The sequence below is a fragment of the Paenibacillus camerounensis genome (assembly GCF_000723885.1).
GTDB lineage: Bacteria > Bacillota > Bacilli > Paenibacillales > Paenibacillaceae > Paenibacillus_AQ > Paenibacillus_AQ camerounensis.
This window is the reverse complement of the sequence record NZ_CCDG010000077.1, coordinates 24,917-42,706: the sequence shown is the minus strand read 5'-3', so window position 1 is coordinate 42,706 and position 17,790 is coordinate 24,917. Positions and strand designations below refer to the sequence as shown.

Below are 17,790 nucleotides of genomic sequence, written 5' to 3'. Positions count from 1 at the left end.
TGCACCGCGCTATTCGTCGGCAGCGCCAGAGGGGTATAAGAGACAGGGAAGGCCGTCAGCTGGGCGGCGGAGCAGGGTGAGGGCTCCGGCGCGGCGGTGCGGCGCGAGCCGCAGCACGGCGCAGGCCGGGCCGCAGGCGGACGCAGCGGCGCGGGTTCAGCCCCTGCCGGGGGGGGCGGCAAAGCCCGCAGCAGCAGTGCGGAACGCGAGAAGAACCGCAAGAACAAAGGAGCGCCAAAGTGGCTCAAGAACAAAACCACGGGAGGTGACGGTCAATGAATAATGCCCCCGTACTGCAAATTACGGGATTAAGCGGCGGCTACAGCCTGAATAAGCCGGTACTGCATGATATCGGCCTGCAGGTGCAGCCCGGCGAAATGGTCGGGCTGATTGGACTCAACGGAGCCGGAAAAAGCACGACGATGAAGCATATCCTGGGATTGATGTCGCCGCATAAAGGCGAGATCACGGTCAAGGGTAAAACCCGGAGCAGTAATCCGGAAGAGTATCACAGCGCGCTGACCTTTGTGCCGGAATCGCCGCTCCTGTATGAGGAGATGACAGTCCGCGAGCATGTAGAGTTTACCGCGAGGGCTTACGGCGTGGAGCGCAGCGATTATGAATCCCGCAGCATGCAGCTGGCCGCACTTTTCAATATGGAGGACAAGATGGATACGTTGTCCTCTCATTTATCCAAGGGTATGAAGCAGAAAGTAATGATCATGTGCGCCTTTGTGGCCCGCCCGGCGCTCTATGTTATTGATGAGCCGTTTCTGGGTCTTGATCCGCTCGGCATCCGCTCCCTGCTTGACTTCATGATGGAGCTGAAGAAATCGGGAGCGTCGATTCTGCTCAGCTCGCATATTCTCTCTACCATTGAGAATTACTGCGACCGCTTCATCGTGCTGCACCGCGGCAAGGTTATTGCAGAAGGTACACTGGCAGAGATGACCGAAGCCGCAGGCCTGCGGGGATTGAACCTGGAGCAGCTGTTCTACGAACTGGTGCAGGGAGGGAAATGATATGGATTTGAAAGAGCTGCGCCGGCAGCGGCGTAGCCGGTTCATGGGCAGCATGATCCCTTACGTGGGCTATGTAATCAGGAGCGGAGTAGCGATGGTGCTGCTTATGGTGCTGATTGTGTTCTCCGCCTGGTATACAGCGCTGCTTCGCGATATACCGGCAGATCTGCCGATCCGCTGGATTATGCTCGTGCTCCTGCTGCCTGCAGCAGTGCACAGCAGCTTCCGGACGTATCTGCAGAGTCCGGATACGATTTTTCTGCTGCCGCAGGGCCACCGGATGAAGGAGTATTTTGCTCCGGCCTGGGTGAGCGGGAATGTCTGGAAGCTTCTGCGGATGGCCTTTATCCTCATTACATTATGGCCGCTGTACATACGCACGGACGTTTCGCCTCAATCCCTGCTGTACACAGCTCTGCTGCTGGTTGCAGTGAAGCTGCTGTCCAGCTATGGGCTGTGGCGGGAGATCGCCATGCTGTCGCGTCCGGCTGCAGCCGGCTATCAGCTGCTGCGCTGGGCGGCGGGGGGATTAATGCTTGCGGCATGGCTGTGGCAGCCGCCGCTGCGGGCCCTGATGTTCGCCGCCCTGCTGGCAGCCGCTTATGTAGCGGCGCTGCGTGTTCCAGGCCGTCATGCCGTTCCCTGGGAGCGGCTGATCGCCACCGAGAAGAATCAGGGCACAAGAGCGCTGATGATACTCGGCTGGTTCGTAGATGTGCCGGGACGCGAGCAGCGGGCTTATGCCCGGCGTTATCTGTCCCGCTGGGGCAGGGGAATTGCCTGGCGCCGCGATAGCGCGTACCGCTTCCTGCTGACCAAAAGCTTCGCCCGCGGTGACGTCTTCGGAATTGTAATGCGGATAGCGTTACTTGGTATGCTGCTCGTCCTGTGGAACCGCAGCAGCTATGCCGGCACCGGCATCTACCTGTTGTTCCTGTTTTTGACCGGCATTCAGCTGTCGGCGCTGCGCAAGCTGCACAGTGAATCCTTCTGGCTGACCATCTACCCGTTGCCTGCAGGCAGCAGGGCGGACAGCACTACACAGTTTATTTTCCGGACCTTGCTTGTGCTGGCGCTGCTGCTGGGCTGGCCTTTCCTGCTGACGGTTGGCGAGCGGCCGCTTCCGGCCATCGGCAGCTTGCTGGCAGGGGCAGTGCTGGCTTTCTTGTTCAAACTGTACATGCAGCGTAAATCGGCTGATCCGGATGATGATCTGTAGCTGAACGTTTACAGAAGCCTTGTTAACAGAAAGAAGCCTTGACGGGGCTTGCGCCCGCATCAAGGCTTCTTTGCTGTATATCAAGAATTTCGGTTAGACAAAGAGTGAACGGCTGATGATAACCAGCAGGATGAAGAGTACCAGAATTGCGCCAGTGCTTGTGAATCCGCCGTATCCGTATCCGCCTCTTACTTCTTCGCTCATGTTCATTCCCCTTTCGAATGTGTTGTTGTACTTGAGTACACCGTATTGTATGTACGGAGGGAACAACGTGTATAGGCCAATGCCGCGAGACAGTAAAATAACCCGCAAAGCGGGAGGGAGATGAAAGCTTACACACATACTTAACAGAGACCCCGGAGAATCAAAAACAGTCCCGGGTGTCCGGGACTGTCTGCTGGTATTATATCCTCTTATTTATCAGCCTGCTCCAGGTCACGGATACCGGCATATACCATGTCGAACAGATCTTCGAGCTGGTCTTCTTCAATACAGGAGAAGGCGATGCGCAGATCGGTCTCACCGAGGGCGATCGTCCCCAGTCCGTACTGGTGGATTAGGTGCAGGCGCAGTGCTTCGGCCGGCACAGTGTTCAGCTTCAGGCACATGAAGTAACCGGAGTTGAACGGATAATACGTCCATACGTCATCTCCGTACTTACCGCTGTCCAGCAGCGCCTTCACTTTATTGGCACGGCCTTTCATAATCTGGAACTTTTCTTCCTTCTGCTGCGGGAACTCCGGCGCTTTTAGGGCATCCAGCACAAAGGTCTGCGAAGGATGGGCTCCGCTGGAGATCGTTGCGCGGATAATGCCGAGCGTCTTCTGCTCCAGTGCAGCCAGCAGCTCCTTGTCTTCAGAAGCGTAGGTGATGAAGCCGACGCGGAAGCCCCAGACGAATTCTTCCTTGGTGGCTCCGTCCACCTTAACTGCAAGCACCCGCGGATGCAGGTTAGCCAGGCGTCCGAACAGTGATTCCTTGAGTGAATCCTCGAAAAAGAGTCCGAAATAAGCATCATCGCTGACAACAACGACATTGATTCCCTCTTCAGCAGCACGGAGGACGGCGGCAACGATCGCTTCGCCTTCTTCAAGTCCCGGTGTGTAGCCGGTAGGATTATTAGGGAAGTTCAGCAGCACGATGGCTTTGCCGCGGTCCTTCTGGGCCAGCAGTGCATCCAGCAGCCCGTCGCTGTTAAACTTCATATCTTCAGTAAAAAGCGGATAATTCACGATGCGGCTGAGCCGGCGGATGCCGAAGGTCAGCTCGTAATTCTCCCAGTTCTTATCCGGATAGATGACGGCATCGCCTTCCTCAGCGAACAGATCGGCAACAATGCTCAGCCCGTGTGTCAGAGCGTTGGTTACAACAGGATTGCCGAAGGATTTGCCTTCAAGCGACGGGTTCTCGCGCAGCATCTTCTCCCGCCATACGGTCCGCAGCTCCGGTTTGCCGGCTGGAGGTGCATAGCCGTAGAGGTCTTTGGGATTGTAAGCGGACAGCTTATCCTGAATGACGGCAAGGTGCATAGGCACGCCGTGCTCAGTTGCAATACCGATGGTAGCATTATATTTCTTCGCATGAGCCGTCGCTTCTGCAGATTGGCTCAGAATGCCCTCTTTTGGAAAATAGATCGCTTTGCCGAGATTGGAGAGCATATCGTATACATGTTCATTGCCTGCCTTGATGTTGTCGTTCAATTGTCCAGCCAGTGGATTCATCCGTTTCATCCTTCCGGTATTCTTCTGGGATATATACGTTAACATTGCCTAACATTATATCACCGCGGCTTGCCGCCGTCACTGAAGAAAGCCGCGTTTTATGAATACTTTTCGAAAAATTTCTTTATGGATGAAAAGGACAGAATTTCTGCATCATCTCCAGCGTTTCTGCATCACGCGCTCCGCCGCGCTCTGTGAGGCCGCGTACAACGCCGGCACGCTTATCCTCTTTGAGATTCTGGCCGAATTTGAATTTGGCGGTCAATTCATCCGGAGTAATCCGGACAACAGCTACGCCTTTCAGCCGCGGCCGGTAGACGGGGTCCTCAGCAGTGATCAGGGTATAGCCGCCCTCAGGCTGGAGCTTCTGCATAAAGAGTGACAGGACGGCTGCTTTTTCGGCGAGGTCCTCAACCGGCTCGGCCTTTCCGTAGGCGGTTACGCTTTTGAAATAGGCTGTTGCGGGACAGGCCAGCTCGGGATCACTGAAATAGGACGGAATGAGCGCATATTCATCGGCTACCGTGAAGCAGACCTGCTGCTGGCGGCGGATACTGTCCATTTTGCCTCCGGCATGGCTGCCGTGGAAATAGAAATGGCCGTCCGAATATACAAAGTTCAGCGGAGTTACCCGGGGAAACCCCTGTTCATCTGCCGTTCCCAGAAAGCCGAAGCTCATCCCCTGGAGAAAGGATACGATCTCCTCCTCCTGTTCGATCTGGAATTCTTTTCTGCGCATGGCGTATCACCCTTTCCTAATTTCATCAAGCATAAAGCAAGAATTGACAATAAAAAAGGACCGGTTTACATTAATTTTATTAGTCCACTCTTGAGGAAGAAGGATAGGGATGAACTTTACACTTCCATATGAACAGTATCTGGACATCTACCGTTACAAATATCTGGCGCTGTACCACGCACTCCGCTCAGCAATTCTGGACGGAACACTGCCCGGAGGGACGAGGCTGCTTTCAACAAGAAAGCTGGCCGGGCTGTACCTGCTGTCCCGCGGCTCGGCATCCCAGGTGTACGATATGCTGCTGGCGGACGGTTATATCAGGACGGAGCGGGGGCGGGGGGCTTTTGTCTCGGAGGGCGGTTTTTTGGGCGATGACGATGAAGGGCAAGACGCCGGAAGCCTTCCATTTGTCCGGCCTGGAGTGGAGCGTGACGGCTATCTGAAGGCCGGTAGTTCAGCGCTCAGGGAGAATGGCGGGAGTGAGGCGGAAGCTGGCGGTTCTGTAACGGGGAACGGCGGCGGGAGCGAAACGGAAGCTGGCAGTGCTGCACCGGGGAATAGCGGCGGAAGTGAGACGGAAGCTGGCAGTGCTTCCACTCTTGTCAGCGTGGGATTGACTGCGGAGGGCGTATCTGGTTACGGGAGCGGGCCGGCTGCTGCCGGGCCGGTTAAGCTTAGTGCCTGGGGAGAGCGCCTTATGGAGCGTCAGCTCACTGTGTATGAGAGGACCGGGGATGGCTTCATCAGCTTCCGCAGCAGCGGAATGCAGGCAGGACAGTTCCCGTATGCGGAGTGGCGGAGCGCGCTGAACTATGCCGGAGGCAAGCAGGGCGGCCTGCTGGACAGCTACTGTCCGCCCCAAGGAGACGAAGGGCTGCGGCGGTCGATCGCTGCTCATCTGCGGATTACCCGGGGTATCCGTGCCGAGGCAGGACAGATTGTGCTGTTCAGCGGCTCAATGCAGGGCATCATGATCCTGACCCAGCTTCTGCTGGAGCAGGGCAGCAGCGCGGTGGTTGAAGACCCGGGCTATCACGGTATCCGCCGTGCGGTGGAGATCAGCGGCGGCAGGCTGCTGCCGGGCAGGGTGGATGCAGAAGGGCTGGTCCCCGAGGACTGGGCGGCCCGGCTGCTGTTCGTAACGCCGAGCCGCCAGTTTCCTACCGGGGCTGTACTTCCGCTGGAGCGCCGGCGCTGGCTGCTGGAATGGGCCCGGCGTCATGAAGCTGTCATTATCGAGGATGATTATGACAGCGAGTTCCGTTGGGGCGGCCGGCCTATTGAGCCGCTTAAGGCGCTGGACCGGGAGGAACGGGTCGTATATGTCGGCTCGTTCTCTAACAGTATGTTCTTCGGGCTGCGCGTGGGCTTCGCCGTGCTGCCTGCTTCGCTGGCTGCGCCCGTGATTGCAGCCAAGGCGCTGTATGAGCCGCTGCCCGCAGGCCAGCTGGAGCAGCGGGCTTTGGCGCGGTTCATGAGTACCGGCGGTTACGGCCGGCACCTGCGGCGCATGACGCGCATCTACGGTGAACGCGCGCGGCTTCTCCGGACGCTGCTCACAGTGCGGCTTGGAGGTGTTCTTGAGGTGCTGCCGGGTGACGCCGGCCTGCATCTGTATGCACGCTGGCTGCGCAGCGATGCGGAGTTCGCCGCCTTTCGGGCAGCGGCGCTCCGGCGCGGCACAGACTTCCGCGACGCTGTGCTGTACAGGATCAGGGCGGGCAGCGCAGCGGCCTGCTTCTCATTCGCCCACCTCGATGCCGCAGCGCTGGAGGAGGGAGTAAGCCGGCTGCTGCAGGCCTGGAATGATGTGCAAAACCTGCCGTGACAAGGTATTATTAAAGATAAGAAATAAAGTGTCAGCCATATTAGTTGTGCTTTACGGTGCTGGTAACACTAATCCGTCTGAACCGCGTCCAAAGCTCGGCCCTGACATACATCCATAAAGTAACAAACGATCAAGATCGTAGATGGCACCTTAATGCCCGGGTGCGTTTAAGGCGGGGCTGGTGAGTAAAGGGGGAAATACTTTAAAGAACCAGTGGCAAGTGGCGAGCTGCTTGAATAGGCGGAGCGGTAAATCCCTTTAATAGCACCAGTGCGTGCCGAAATGCTCTGCTCAAAGGGAAAAATCCCTTTCATGACACTATTAGTAGGCTAAACGGCTCTGTTTAAAGGGAAAAATCCCCTTGTTAATGCTAGTGCTGCTTTGGAGGTACCTGACTAAAGTGAATAATTCATATGGTAAGTTTTCGCCTAAAGCGGACGCCTAAGTAATGAAGAGCACAAATGCCTCTGAATCCGCTAAATGTAGGCTAATAAGCGAAATGAAGAGTATATATACCCTTGAATCCGCCGAATGTAGGCTAATGAGCGAAATGAAGAGCATAACTCCACAGCCCCCTAAAGAAGTTGGAGTCCTCCCCCACAAAAATGTAGACTAGATACAGGAGGAGGATGAACGGTATGGGACACTTAACAGGAACAAGAGAGAAGGCCGCGCAAGAGGTGTTGTCCGGCATTAAGTCAGCGGCGGTTGCCCGAAAGTATGGAGTGACCCCATCGACGGTGAATCAGTGGGTGAGAGATTACCGGGAAGCCCATGGGGAACAAGATCATCCGTATCCCCAAGATCAGGTAGAGGAACGGAAACGCCTGCTGGATGTCGAGCAGAAATACGAGAAGGCTGTGAAGATCCTTGGTGAAAAGGAGCTAGAGATTGAAATTCTGCGTGAACTGCTAAAAAAGCCAACCCCTGCTTATCCGAAAAAATCGAGGTAGCCGATATGTTCATTAAGCAGGGGAATAAAGCAGCGTTGGTACTACGTCTCGTGGGGCTAGCAGAGTCTACGTATTACGACCGTAAGAAACGCAAGTCACAGGATGAACAGGCCGTACCTCAGGGGTGCGGAAGACCCGTACCCGGCTATTCCCTGACCGAGTCTGGAGAGAAGATTAGCGACGGGCAGATCCAGGAAATGCTTCTGGAACTGGTCGCTGGAGAAGAGCACGTGTACGGGTACAAGCTCCTGGCCAAGTGCTTGTGGAACCAGCACAGGCTTAAGCTCAATCACAAGAAAAGCTACCGGCTGTGTCAGGCGCTGGAGATCCTGCAGCCCCAGCGTCACAAGCGCTTTAAGCATCCCCGGAAGCTGCCGGAGAACCGGGTTATTACCGGAGCGGGCCAGCTCTGGCAGATGGACATTAAGTACGGATACGTGGCGGGCCGGGACCGGCATTTCTTCGTCCTGAGCATTATCGATGTGTTTACCCGTGTCATTGTGGGCTACCACCGAGGATCGTCGTGTGAGGCCAAGCACGCCTGCCAGACGCTGGGGCGCGCCATGGACCGTCACTGTGCCCCTGACAGTGAACGCCCTGTCATTCGAACGGACAACGGCCCACAGTTCGTCAGCCGCCTGTTTGGAGACATGTGTGAAAGTTGGGGAATGACTCATGAACGCATTCCGCCTCGAACGCCGGATTTAAATGCTTTTATTGAATCGTTCCATAGTAATATCGATCGGGATTTGTTCCGCAAAGAGGCATTCGAAACGTTCGACGAGGCCTATGAAGCTGTGGACCGGTACATGGATTTCTATAACAACCGGAGAATGCACACCAGCCTTCGCAACATGCCACCGGTTGGATTTTCAGAGTGGGTCATGGGCCTAGAAGACCGGTCCGCCTTCTTCTGGCCGAGGAAAAAAGCGAAATAAAGAGCATAAATGCCCTTGAATCCGCCGAATGCAGGCTAATGAGCGAAATGAAGAGCATAATTGCCATTGAATCCGATGAATGTGGCCTAATAAGCGAAATGAAGAGCATAAATGCCCTTGAATCGGCCTGGCACAGGCAAGGGTTCCGCCTTTCGGACAGGCACTTTGAAGTTCCGGGAGTCGATATAGCTTGGCGGGAACCGGGTATTATGCCACCTGCCCTATGTCGGCTAACAGCGCCATACACATTTAATGAGTAATCTTTAGGAGGGGAATATTATGCTTCATGCATCGCCGTCCTCTTTTGTGATCCTGCCGGCCCTGGCGAAGATTGTTTGCGAACCGGGCTGGAGATGGCAGAAAAGAGAGAAGCCGCTGCAAAATTATGATTTGTTCTATGTCTGGAGCGGGGAGGGGACGGTTGTACGCAACGGTACTCCTTTTAAGGTGGGCAAGGGAAGCTGCTTCCTGTTCCGGCCGGGCGATCATACGTATGCGACACATAATCCGCAAAAGCCGCTGGTCCTTACATATATTCATTTTGATATCACCGAACCGGTGACGGAAGTTCCCGAGCCGTACCGTGAGCTGGGCGAAACCGTGGAGTTCGAGCATCTGCTGGCCCGTTATGTACGGCTGTTCCTGGTGAAGACCTTTGCCGCAGAGGAAGAGGGGTGCCTGATTCTCAAACAGCTGATGATTCATCTGCTGCGCGAGGACCGGATGATGCCGGTGGAACGCCATGTCAGCAACCAACTGAGTGAAATAATCCATGAGGTTGCCAATTACGTAAGCCAGCATCCGGGGGCATCGCACCGGGTAGAGGATCTGGCTGCCCGGGCGGGGCTGTCCCCCCGCTACTTCTCGATCAAATTCAAGGAGATCACCGGGTCGTCGGTGCAGTCCTATGTCATCAGAGCCCGGATCGAGCGGGCGCAGCATCTCCTGCTGTATGCGGGAATGAATGTGACGGAGGTGGCGGATGCGCTGGGCTACCGCGATATTTTCTTTTTCAGCCGCCAATTTAAGCAGCACACCGGCAAAAGCCCGTCCGAGATCCGCTGACTGCCTGGACCGATCCGCTTCCGGCTGCCATGTTTCAGCTTTTACATCCGGGGGTAAATACGTTGCAACCTGGTTTAACAGATGATCTAGATGCAGCTTGGAAGGGGAGAACACAGGTATGTTTAGAGGACGGAGAATATCCAATAATGCCCTCAAGTGCGGAAGCGCCGGATTTTGCCGGAGCCGCTGGAAACGCTTGAAGCAGACGAACAGCACAGGCATTGACCAGTGGTTCTAAAGCTATCAGCCCATACGTGCACGTATAGAGCAGGACAGACAGGGAACCGGGGCCGGCAGGCTGCCGGTTTTTTAATTTTGTTTTATATAAAAAAAGAAGTTCACGCTATCAGCAACTGGAATGCAGATTGATAATTATGCGTAGGCTAAACAGCAAATGAGCCATCGGGTGAAGGAGAGTGTGAGTATGTACGAAATCGTATTAATCCGGCACGGAGAGAGTGAATACAACCGCCAGAATCTGTTTACGGGCTGGAGTGATCCGGATCTGACGGAAAAAGGGGTTCAGGAGGCTAAGGCCGCCGGCAAGCTGCTGAAGGAAGCAGGCTACTCCTTTGATCTTGCATTTGCCTCGGTGCTGAAGCGTTCAATCAAGACGCTGAACTATGTGCTGGAGGAAATGGACCTGCTGTGGATTCCGGTACAGAAATCATGGAAGCTGAATGAACGGCATTACGGGGCGCTGCAGGGGCTGAGCAAAAGTGAAACGGCCGTTAAATACGGTGAGGAGCAGCTGCAGATCTGGCGGCGAAGCCTCTCGGTCCGCCCGCCGCTGCTTACACCGGATGATCCGCGCTATGCCCGAAATGATGTCCGTTACAAGGAAGTCCGTGCCGGTGATATCCCGCGCGGCGAGAGCCTGCAGGATACGGTGGGCCGTGTCGGTGATTTCTGGAACAACCGCATTGTTCCCCTGATCCGCAAGAAGGAACGGGTACTGATCTCAGCACACGGCAATACGCTGCGGGCGTTAATTAAATTCATGGAGGATCTGGATGAGCCGACCCTGCTGAAGCTGAATGTCCCTACAGGAGTCCCGCTTGTCTACAAGCTGGATGATAATGTGAAGCCGTTGAGCCGGTTTTATCTCGGTATTCCCGAGGAGGTCCAGGAGAAGGCGCGGGAAGTGGCTAATCCAAGTAAGGTAACGGAATAATACGTATACAAAAAGGGTACTCCCAGACCTGGCAGGCAGGCGGAGTACCCTTATCTGTGTGCAGTTCTATTGCGGTCTGCCCTGTGTGCCCAGCAGCTCGCCCATCCTGACCTTGGTTCCTTCCTGAAGCCCCGGGCGCGGGGTGAAGGTGCCGTTCTCAAGCAACAGCACTACGGTGGAGCCGAATTCAAAATAAGCTAGGTCATCACCGATCTGCCAATTCTCAGCCTGCTCATCCGCATAGCGGATGCTGCTGACATTCATTGCCCCCACCTTTACAACGGCAGCTTCACCGTTCGTTCCGGCAATATAAGTAATGAGCCGTTCGTTGCGGCTCAGCACGCTTGTCATATGTCTCATGCCGAATTCGTTGACTGGATATGCCCGGCCGCGGATATAATCGCTCTCAACCTTGCGTCCGGTAAGCGGTGAGTGAATACGGTGGTAATCGGTCGGGCTCAGATAAAGGACGAGATAATAGCCTTTCTTGTACAGCTCCTGGTGCGGTGAGTGGTTAAGCAGCTCCTCCAGCAGATAATTCTGCCCTTTAACATTCATTAGTGTTCCGGAATGAATCTCGCCCATCGCGGTAATCAGGGCGTCTACGGGACTGGCTACAGCGTTAGCCCCTTCAGCGACGGGACGCATGCCCGGCTTCAGCCGGCGGCTGAAAAATTCATTCAGTGTACGATATTCTCCGGACGGCTTCTCCGCTTCAGCGGCAGGAATATGATAAGCCCGGATAAATGTCGGGATCAAAAGACGGCTGAGTCTGCTATGGGCAAAAGCACCCATTAACCGCGAAAGCCACCGGTACGAGGACAGCTCGGTCATCAGCCGCAGCAATTGTTTAACCATGATTATCTCCTTCCGTCTTGCAGAGTAACGGTCCCGCAGCGCGGGACCGTTACTGCTCTGCATTATATTGACATAGAATGGGAGACAAATCAATAACGGATATACCTGGAGGGATCATCAAGCAGAAAACGGGCATAGCCCATCGGCTTGCGGTAGCTGTCTTTCCAGAGGTTGCCAAGACCGGCCTTCTGAAAGCCGTAGCGCTGGTCGCGGCCGTTGCATTCGATGAAATAGAGCCGGCCGTCCCGGGTAACCCCGATATCCAGGCCGATATCGGCAAGGCCGGGCAGGCTTCGTTCCAGCTGGCGTGCAATCATAACACTAAGCGCTTCGACAGACATACGGATGCTGGCAGCCGTCTCACCGCCGAATACCTGCTCCAGCACCGAAGAGCTGCTGTACGCTTCGCCGCCCCTTGCGATGTTGGAGACGAAGCCGCCCGGCGCCGCCAGCTTGGCGAACATGCCGGTAATCTGCCAGTCTCCCCCCCAGCCGCGCTGTACGGTAACACGCAGGTCAAAGGGGCGGCCGTTCAGCTCAGCCAGCGGAATGCGCTCCTGCACCAGATAAGGCATAGCAGACAGGCGTGCCCGCAGCGTCCGGGGCAGAGCCCCCGGATTCACTGCTCTATGCATCCAGCGGCGCGTTCCCGGAGGAAGATAGCTCCAGATCCAGCGCCGTTCATCCCTCCGTGACAGGCGCATAACCCCCTTCCCGACACTGCCGCGGCACGGCTTCAATATAAGGTCGGGATAGCGGCGCATCATGGTCTTCAGCCCGGACAGACCCGCCGCAGAGTCGGGCAAAAACCCCCGCAAAGCATCATTCTGCGCAAGCAGCCTGTGAATCTGATCCTTGCCATAGCGGTTGCATGTATTAAAAACTAGGAGGCCTTGCTCCAGCAGACGGTCGGTTCCGGTACTGTTCTGGCTATAGATCGCCCGGTTATGAATAACAGACGGTGTCGGGACGGCCATCCGCTGGTACCCCTGGCTTCCCTTTACATAGGCTAGACTGTAGCCGGATTCAAGGTTAATATCGGACAGCTGCAGGAAGCAGGGGACCATTCCGTATGCGGCAGCGGCCTCCTCATAGAGCTCCAGCGACTCCTGTCCCGTTTTTAACCGGGGAACGCCCCGGTGCATAGCGGCATTTAGCAGTATTCCCACGAGCTTTTGCCCCATGTTCGTTCCTCCTGTTAGCTTCTGTAGTGACGGCGGTTCCGCTTCTCTAGCATTGTATGTTTGTACGGGGCGTCCAGGATGGACGAATGCGCGGCGGCAGATGCCCTTTTTTAGTAAGAAAGGATGTATAAGCTTTCGGGGTCCCCGCAAAGCACCTGAGTCCGCGTCGATGTAAAGGCCCAGCTTCATTAAATGAGTGATCCGCTGCTGCAAAAGGGTGTCACCCGCCTATTCCACTGCATATGATGCCTAGAAGAAACATTCGATGGAAGGAGGAGACTGCTTGTGAAGGGCTCCAGAAAGAACCGGAATAACCAATCCAAACGGCGTCTTTATTACGTGGATAATCCCAATAAAAAGGAACTGGGCATGCTGCGTAGCGGTCCAAGGGCACAGGGGGATACAGCAACAGGGGAGACGGAGAGGATAGCCGACACGCCGGATCAGTCTTTGCAGGTCAGCGGGGTAGGCACGGCGGAGCTCCCGGCTCTGGCAGAGGCGGTTACAGCTGAACCGGCTCTGAAGCCGCAGGTGCTGCAACAGCCGGCGGCAGAGGCTCCGCCCGGAAGTGAAGCGGAAGTACAGGTAAGCCTCCCGGCCGCACCGCTGCTGACAGAGAAGGAACGCCTGCAGAAGGTGTACACTGACGATATCTCGGAAGCTGCTGTTACCGGCCCCAAAATCGCCCCCCGCACCATTGACGGGTCCAAGCTGAAGTTCGGCATTATCGGTACACCGTGGCTGCAGGATTACGCGGTACAGAGCATCAACATTGCGGAAAAAGCCGTTACCTCGTCAAAAATCGCCCATGAATCCATTTCAGGCGAGCATTTGGCGGAAGCCAGTATCAGCGGCGGCAAGCTGCTGGATCATTCTATCGGCGGTGAAAAGCTGAAGAACGGCAGCATCGGCCCCGAAAAGCTGGCTGACCGGACCATCGGCGGTGAGCAGATTGCAGACAGGTCCATTTCCGGCCGCCATCTGAGCGAGCTGCTGATCACCTCAGAGCTGCTGGAGGACGGTGCCGTAAGCGGTGAAAAAATCCTCAGCAGCAGCGTTGTCAGCCGCCACCTGGCGAACGGTAGTATTGACCGCTCTAAGCTGGCAGATGATGCGGTATCAGCAGACAAAATCGCCGACGGTGAAATCAGCGGCGACAAAATCGCCGAAGGCGCCATCGACAGCCGCCATCTGAAGGAAGGAACGGTGTCTGCGAGGCACCTGGCACCAGGAGCGATCGGGCGTGAACAGCTGGCCAGCCGGCTGATCGGCAAGGAGCAGCTGGGTTCTGCTGTCATTGAGAGCGGGCATCTGGCCGACGGGTCAGTCGGTGCGCGGCAGCTTGCAGAGAAGTCGGTGCGCAGCCAGCATCTTAGTCCGGAGAGCATCACCGGGTCGCATATCGGCGACGGGGAGATCAGCGGGAATCATCTGGCTGACCGGAGCATCTCTTTTGTGAAGCTGGCAGAGGGAGCGGTAGGGACAGCCCAGATCGTGGAGCAGGCAGTCACCTCCTCCAAAATTGCCGACCAGAGCATTCTGGCACATAAGCTGGCAGACGAAGCGGTAGCAACCCGGCATCTGGCGAAGTCAGCCGTCCGCGGCCCTCAGATTGCCATGCAGTCCATCTCCTCCGGCCATCTGCAGCTTGAAGCGGTGGACCAGTCCCATCTGTCGGCAGAGTCGGTCGGTTCAGACCAGCTGCAGGCTGGTGCCGTGCTGGGCAGTCATCTGGCCTCCGGCTCCGTTAGCGGTAAAGTGCTGGCGAATGACTCTGTCAGTACAGAGCATCTTCTTCCTCACAGCGTGACCGCAGCCAAACTGGCAGACGGTGCTGTGACAGGCGCCAAGCTGGCCCACAGTGCAGTGAACGCAAATGCGCTTGCCCGAGAAGCGGTGAGCGGTGAGCATATAGCCTTTTGTGCGGTGGAGGAAAAGCATCTGGCGGATGCCAGTATCAGCGGCCGTGTGCTGCAGGGCGCCGCAGTAGATACGGAACACCTGGCTACCGGGGCTGTAGAACGCAGGCACCTGGCTGAGAACAGTGTTAACAGCTCAGCACTCCAGGCCGGGGCGGTAACAAGCGATAAGCTGGCTTCCGGTACAGTAAAGGAGATACATCTGGCTGCCGGTGCAGTACAGCCGCATCATCTGGCTGATCATGCGGTTACTTCATTAAAGCTATCACCGGAAAGCATCTCGACGGATAAGCTCAGCGATTTATCTGTTACCTCCATTAAACTTGCGGACAGCAGTGTGACTTCTCCCAAGCTGGCACCTGCTGCTGTAACTGCCGAGCATCTGGCTCCGGGGGCAGTCGTTCCGGCCTCACTCAGCGATACCGCTGTACAAGGCAGACATCTGGCGCCGGGCAGCATCGGCGGAGCCCATATCCGGCCGATGTCAGTCGGCAACGGGCATATTCTTCCTGGTTCGATTTCCTCCATACAAGTGCAGGAAGGCAGTATCAACAGCTCCAAGCTGGCTGATGCGGCAGTGGTTTCCCGCCACCTGTCGCCGGATAGTGTGCGGGGTAGCCATCTGGCGGATCATGCGGTAGAGAGCCGTCATATCAGCGGAGGCGAAATTACGCTTGCACATCTGGCCGATGAGGTGCTTGATGCGCAGTGGCTGCCCGATGGCAGTATCGGCAGCGGTAAGCTGGCTGAGGGCGCCATTCAGGCTTCACATCTGGCTTCCGGCAGTGTGGATGAAGGGCACCTGGTTCAAGAAGCGGTAGACAGCTGCCATATCAAGAGCGGCAGCATCCTGCTGAAGCACCTGTCCGGAGAAGTGTTCACCTCAGAGCTTCTGCCGGACGGAAGTGTTGAAGGCTCCAAGCTGGCTGAAGGGTCTATCGTGGCACAGCACTTGTCGGCGGACAGTGTGTACAGCAGCCATCTGACGGATGATGCGGTACAGAGCCGCCATATCGGCGAGGGTGAGATTACACTTGACCATCTGGCTGAGGAGATCCGCAGCGCCCAGTGGCTGCCCGACGGCAGCATCAGCGCCGGTAAACTGGCAGACGGTACGATCGGTCCGCTGAAGCTAGCACCCGGCAGTGTGTATGGAGACCATCTGATTAAAGATGCGGTAGACAGCCGTCATATCAGGAACGGCAGCATTACCCTGAAGCATCTGGCTGATGAGGCGTTCACCTCTGAGCTGCTGCCGGACGGCAGTGTCAGCAGCTCCAAGCTGGCTGAGGATTCTGTAAGCTTCCGTCATCTGTCAGCGGACAGTGTGTACGGCAGCCATCTGGTGAACGATGCAGTAACAGGCCGTCATATCGGCGAAGGCGAAATCACGCTGGACCATCTGGCGGCGGAAATCCGCAGTGCGCAGTGGCTGCCTGAAGGCGGGATCAGCGGCGGAAAGCTGGCCGACGGGACAGTCGGTCCGCAGCAGCTGGCTCCCGGCAGCATTGACAGTGCTCATCTGGCAGAGCATGCAGTGGCAGGCCGCCACATCGCGGAAGGCGAAATCACGCTGGCGCATCTGGCAGATGAGGCTAGAGGTGCGAAGCTGCTTGCTGACGGCAGTATTGGAGCTGATAAGCTGGCTGATGGTATCATCGGTTCCCGGAAGCTTGCCGCGGGCAGTGTGTACGGAGGCCACTTGGCTCCTGAGGCAGTGGATGGCCGCCATATCCGCAGCGGCAGCATTACGCTGAAGCATCTGGCTGAAGGGACGCTGACCTCTGACCTGCTGCCTGACGGCAGTATCAGTGCTGCGAAGCTGGCCGAGGGTTCGATCGGCTCCTTCCAGCTGGCGCCCGGCAGCATCTACGGAGGGCATCTGGCATCAGAGTCGGTAGACAGCCGCCACATCCGCAGCGGCAGCATTACGTTGAAGCATCTGGCTGAGGAAGTGGAGATCTCGGATCTGCTCCCGGACGGCAGCATTGGAGCTGTGAAGCTCGCTGAGAGCTCGGTCGGTTCCAGCCAGCTGGCCCCGGACAGCGTGCATGGCGCCCATCTGGCTGCGGAGTCAGTCGATAGCCGCCATATCCGCAGCGGCAGCATCACCTCCGGCCATCTGGCTGAAGGAGCATTGAGTGCTGATCTGCTGTCTGAAGGCAGTATTGACGCGGAAAAGCTGGCTGCCGGAGCCGTGCATTCCCGCCATGTGCAGCAGGAAAGTATATACGGTGAGCATCTGGCTGACGGTATTCTGGAAGAGCGGCATCTGCTTCCGGAAACGATTAAACTGGCGCATCTTGCAGAAGAGGTCCGCACAGCCGATCTGCTGCCTGACGGCAGTATCACCGGAATCAAGCTGGCTTCAGGCAGCATCGGGGAGGAGCAGCTGGCTGAGCATGCCGTTAGCACATCTGCAATTGCTGACGAAGCTGTGGATTCCGCTAAATTGGCTGCCTTCGCTGTACAATCCAAGCATCTTGAGGAAGAAAGCGTGCAGAGCTATCATATTGCAGCCGGCGCTGTTACCGGGGATCATCTGGCCCAAGGTGCAGTCTCGGCAGAGCATCTGTCCTTTAGTCCCGTTCAAAGCTCCGGAAACAAGCAGGTTCTGCAGCAGTTTGGCATGACGGCATTTATGTTCAACGGCAATGCGGAGAGCGTGGAGGTCACTGTAACATTCGACGAAGCTTTTGGCCATACCGGTTACGTGCTGGTTGCCATGACCAACCAGCCGTACTTCCACTCTTCGCTGAAGAGCAGAGGCAGCGGAGAAGCGGTGGTCGTTATCAACCGCCTGCGGGAAACCCCGCATTTCTACGGTGTGTTATCATGGATTGCGCTTGGTTCTCCGCTGGTGAAACCGGTGGCCGAGCACCGGGCATTTGATTAAGGGGCTGGCCGGCGGGTGTATTGCTTTGCCCGGTCACTGCAAGGCCTGAATAGATTTAGGAAACGGCGCAGCCCCGGGGCTGCGCCGTTTCTGTTGACAGAATGCAGCAGGATTTGGTGCCTGCTAATTCATATACGTAAGGTGCCAGCTGCTGCAGACAGGCTTATGGACAAATATCCGTCAGGCGGCATTTGTCCAATTATCTGTACAAAGAGAGACATTTGCCGTTACGGAGGACGGCAGATTACATAGACTGTGGTGTAACCCTCAGCCC

At 56.4% G+C, this 17,790-nt stretch carries 14 protein-coding genes; 9 read left to right on the top strand and 5 right to left on the bottom strand.

Annotated features, from left to right (window positions below):
* The first annotated feature begins 96 nt into the window (after positions 1-96).
* From BN3772_RS25345 to BN3772_RS25335, 3 genes are read left to right on the top strand one after another with little or no spacing between them, the layout of a single operon-like run.
* Positions 97-279 carry a hypothetical protein gene (locus BN3772_RS25345; RefSeq protein ID WP_042203101.1) on the top strand — a complete coding sequence of 61 codons (183 nt, stop codon included), beginning with the start codon at positions 97-99 and terminating at the stop codon, positions 277-279.
* Positions 276-1,022, top strand: coding sequence for an ABC transporter ATP-binding protein (locus BN3772_RS25340; RefSeq protein WP_042180350.1), 747 nt, complete (start codon positions 276-278; stop codon positions 1,020-1,022). The genes BN3772_RS25345 and BN3772_RS25340 overlap by 4 nt, the downstream gene beginning before the upstream one ends.
* Position 1,023: 1 nt before the next feature.
* On the top strand, positions 1,024-2,241 hold the full coding sequence (locus tag BN3772_RS25335; RefSeq protein ID WP_042203100.1) for an ABC transporter permease: 1,218 nt from the start codon (positions 1,024-1,026) through the stop codon (positions 2,239-2,241).
* Positions 2,242-2,334: 93 nt separating this feature from the next.
* Here the strand turns inward: BN3772_RS25335 and BN3772_RS31100 are convergent, their stop codons facing one another.
* From BN3772_RS31100 to BN3772_RS25325, 3 genes are all read right to left on the bottom strand, one after another.
* Complete coding sequence (locus BN3772_RS31100; RefSeq protein WP_209443706.1) at positions 2,335-2,445, bottom strand: YjcZ family sporulation protein; 111 nt, start codon at positions 2,443-2,445, stop codon at positions 2,335-2,337.
* Positions 2,446-2,654: 209 nt separating this feature from the next.
* Positions 2,655-3,962 carry an aminotransferase class I/II-fold pyridoxal phosphate-dependent enzyme gene (locus tag BN3772_RS25330; RefSeq protein WP_042203099.1) on the bottom strand — a complete coding sequence of 436 codons (1,308 nt, stop codon included), beginning with the start codon at positions 3,960-3,962 and terminating at the stop codon, positions 2,655-2,657.
* A gap of 124 nt (positions 3,963-4,086) precedes the next feature.
* Complete coding sequence (locus tag BN3772_RS25325; protein ID WP_042203098.1) at positions 4,087-4,701, bottom strand: pyridoxamine 5'-phosphate oxidase family protein; 615 nt, start codon at positions 4,699-4,701, stop codon at positions 4,087-4,089.
* Between the two features lie 109 nt (positions 4,702-4,810).
* Here BN3772_RS25325 and BN3772_RS25320 point away from each other — a divergent pair, with 109 nt between their 5' ends.
* The 5 genes from BN3772_RS25320 (at position 4,811) to gpmA (ending at position 10,659) form a co-directional block, all read left to right on the top strand.
* Positions 4,811-6,529, top strand: coding sequence for an aminotransferase-like domain-containing protein (locus BN3772_RS25320; RefSeq protein WP_042203097.1), 1,719 nt, complete (start codon positions 4,811-4,813; stop codon positions 6,527-6,529).
* A 638-nt stretch (positions 6,530-7,167) separates the two neighbouring features.
* Positions 7,168-7,482, top strand: a complete 315-nt coding sequence (locus BN3772_RS25315) for a helix-turn-helix domain-containing protein (protein WP_052380688.1) — start codon at positions 7,168-7,170, stop codon at positions 7,480-7,482.
* A 5-nt stretch (positions 7,483-7,487) separates the two neighbouring features.
* Positions 7,488-8,420, top strand: coding sequence for an IS3 family transposase (locus BN3772_RS25310; protein WP_052380687.1), 933 nt, complete (start codon positions 7,488-7,490; stop codon positions 8,418-8,420).
* A gap of 279 nt (positions 8,421-8,699) precedes the next feature.
* Positions 8,700-9,485: a helix-turn-helix domain-containing protein gene (locus tag BN3772_RS25305; protein ID WP_042203095.1), complete on the top strand. Its 786-nt coding sequence runs from the start codon at positions 8,700-8,702 to the stop codon at positions 9,483-9,485.
* A 424-nt stretch (positions 9,486-9,909) separates the two neighbouring features.
* Positions 9,910-10,659 carry a 2,3-diphosphoglycerate-dependent phosphoglycerate mutase gene (gene gpmA / locus BN3772_RS25300; RefSeq protein WP_086074752.1) on the top strand — a complete coding sequence of 250 codons (750 nt, stop codon included), beginning with the start codon at positions 9,910-9,912 and terminating at the stop codon, positions 10,657-10,659.
* A 66-nt stretch (positions 10,660-10,725) separates the two neighbouring features.
* Here gpmA and asd read toward each other — a convergent pair whose 3' ends face one another.
* Together asd and BN3772_RS25290 are read right to left on the bottom strand one after the other, a co-directional pair.
* Positions 10,726-11,517 carry an archaetidylserine decarboxylase gene (asd, locus tag BN3772_RS25295; protein ID WP_042203092.1) on the bottom strand — a complete coding sequence of 264 codons (792 nt, stop codon included), beginning with the start codon at positions 11,515-11,517 and terminating at the stop codon, positions 10,726-10,728.
* Positions 11,518-11,606: 89 nt separating this feature from the next.
* Positions 11,607-12,701, bottom strand: a complete 1,095-nt coding sequence (locus BN3772_RS25290) for a YheC/YheD family endospore coat-associated protein (protein ID WP_042203091.1) — start codon at positions 12,699-12,701, stop codon at positions 11,607-11,609.
* 285 nt (positions 12,702-12,986) lie between these two features.
* Between BN3772_RS25290 and BN3772_RS25285 the strand changes: the two genes are divergently transcribed.
* Positions 12,987-17,516 carry a WIAG-tail domain gene (locus BN3772_RS25285; RefSeq protein WP_052380686.1) on the top strand — a complete coding sequence of 1,510 codons (4,530 nt, stop codon included), beginning with the start codon at positions 12,987-12,989 and terminating at the stop codon, positions 17,514-17,516.
* Positions 17,517-17,790 lie beyond the last annotated feature (274 nt).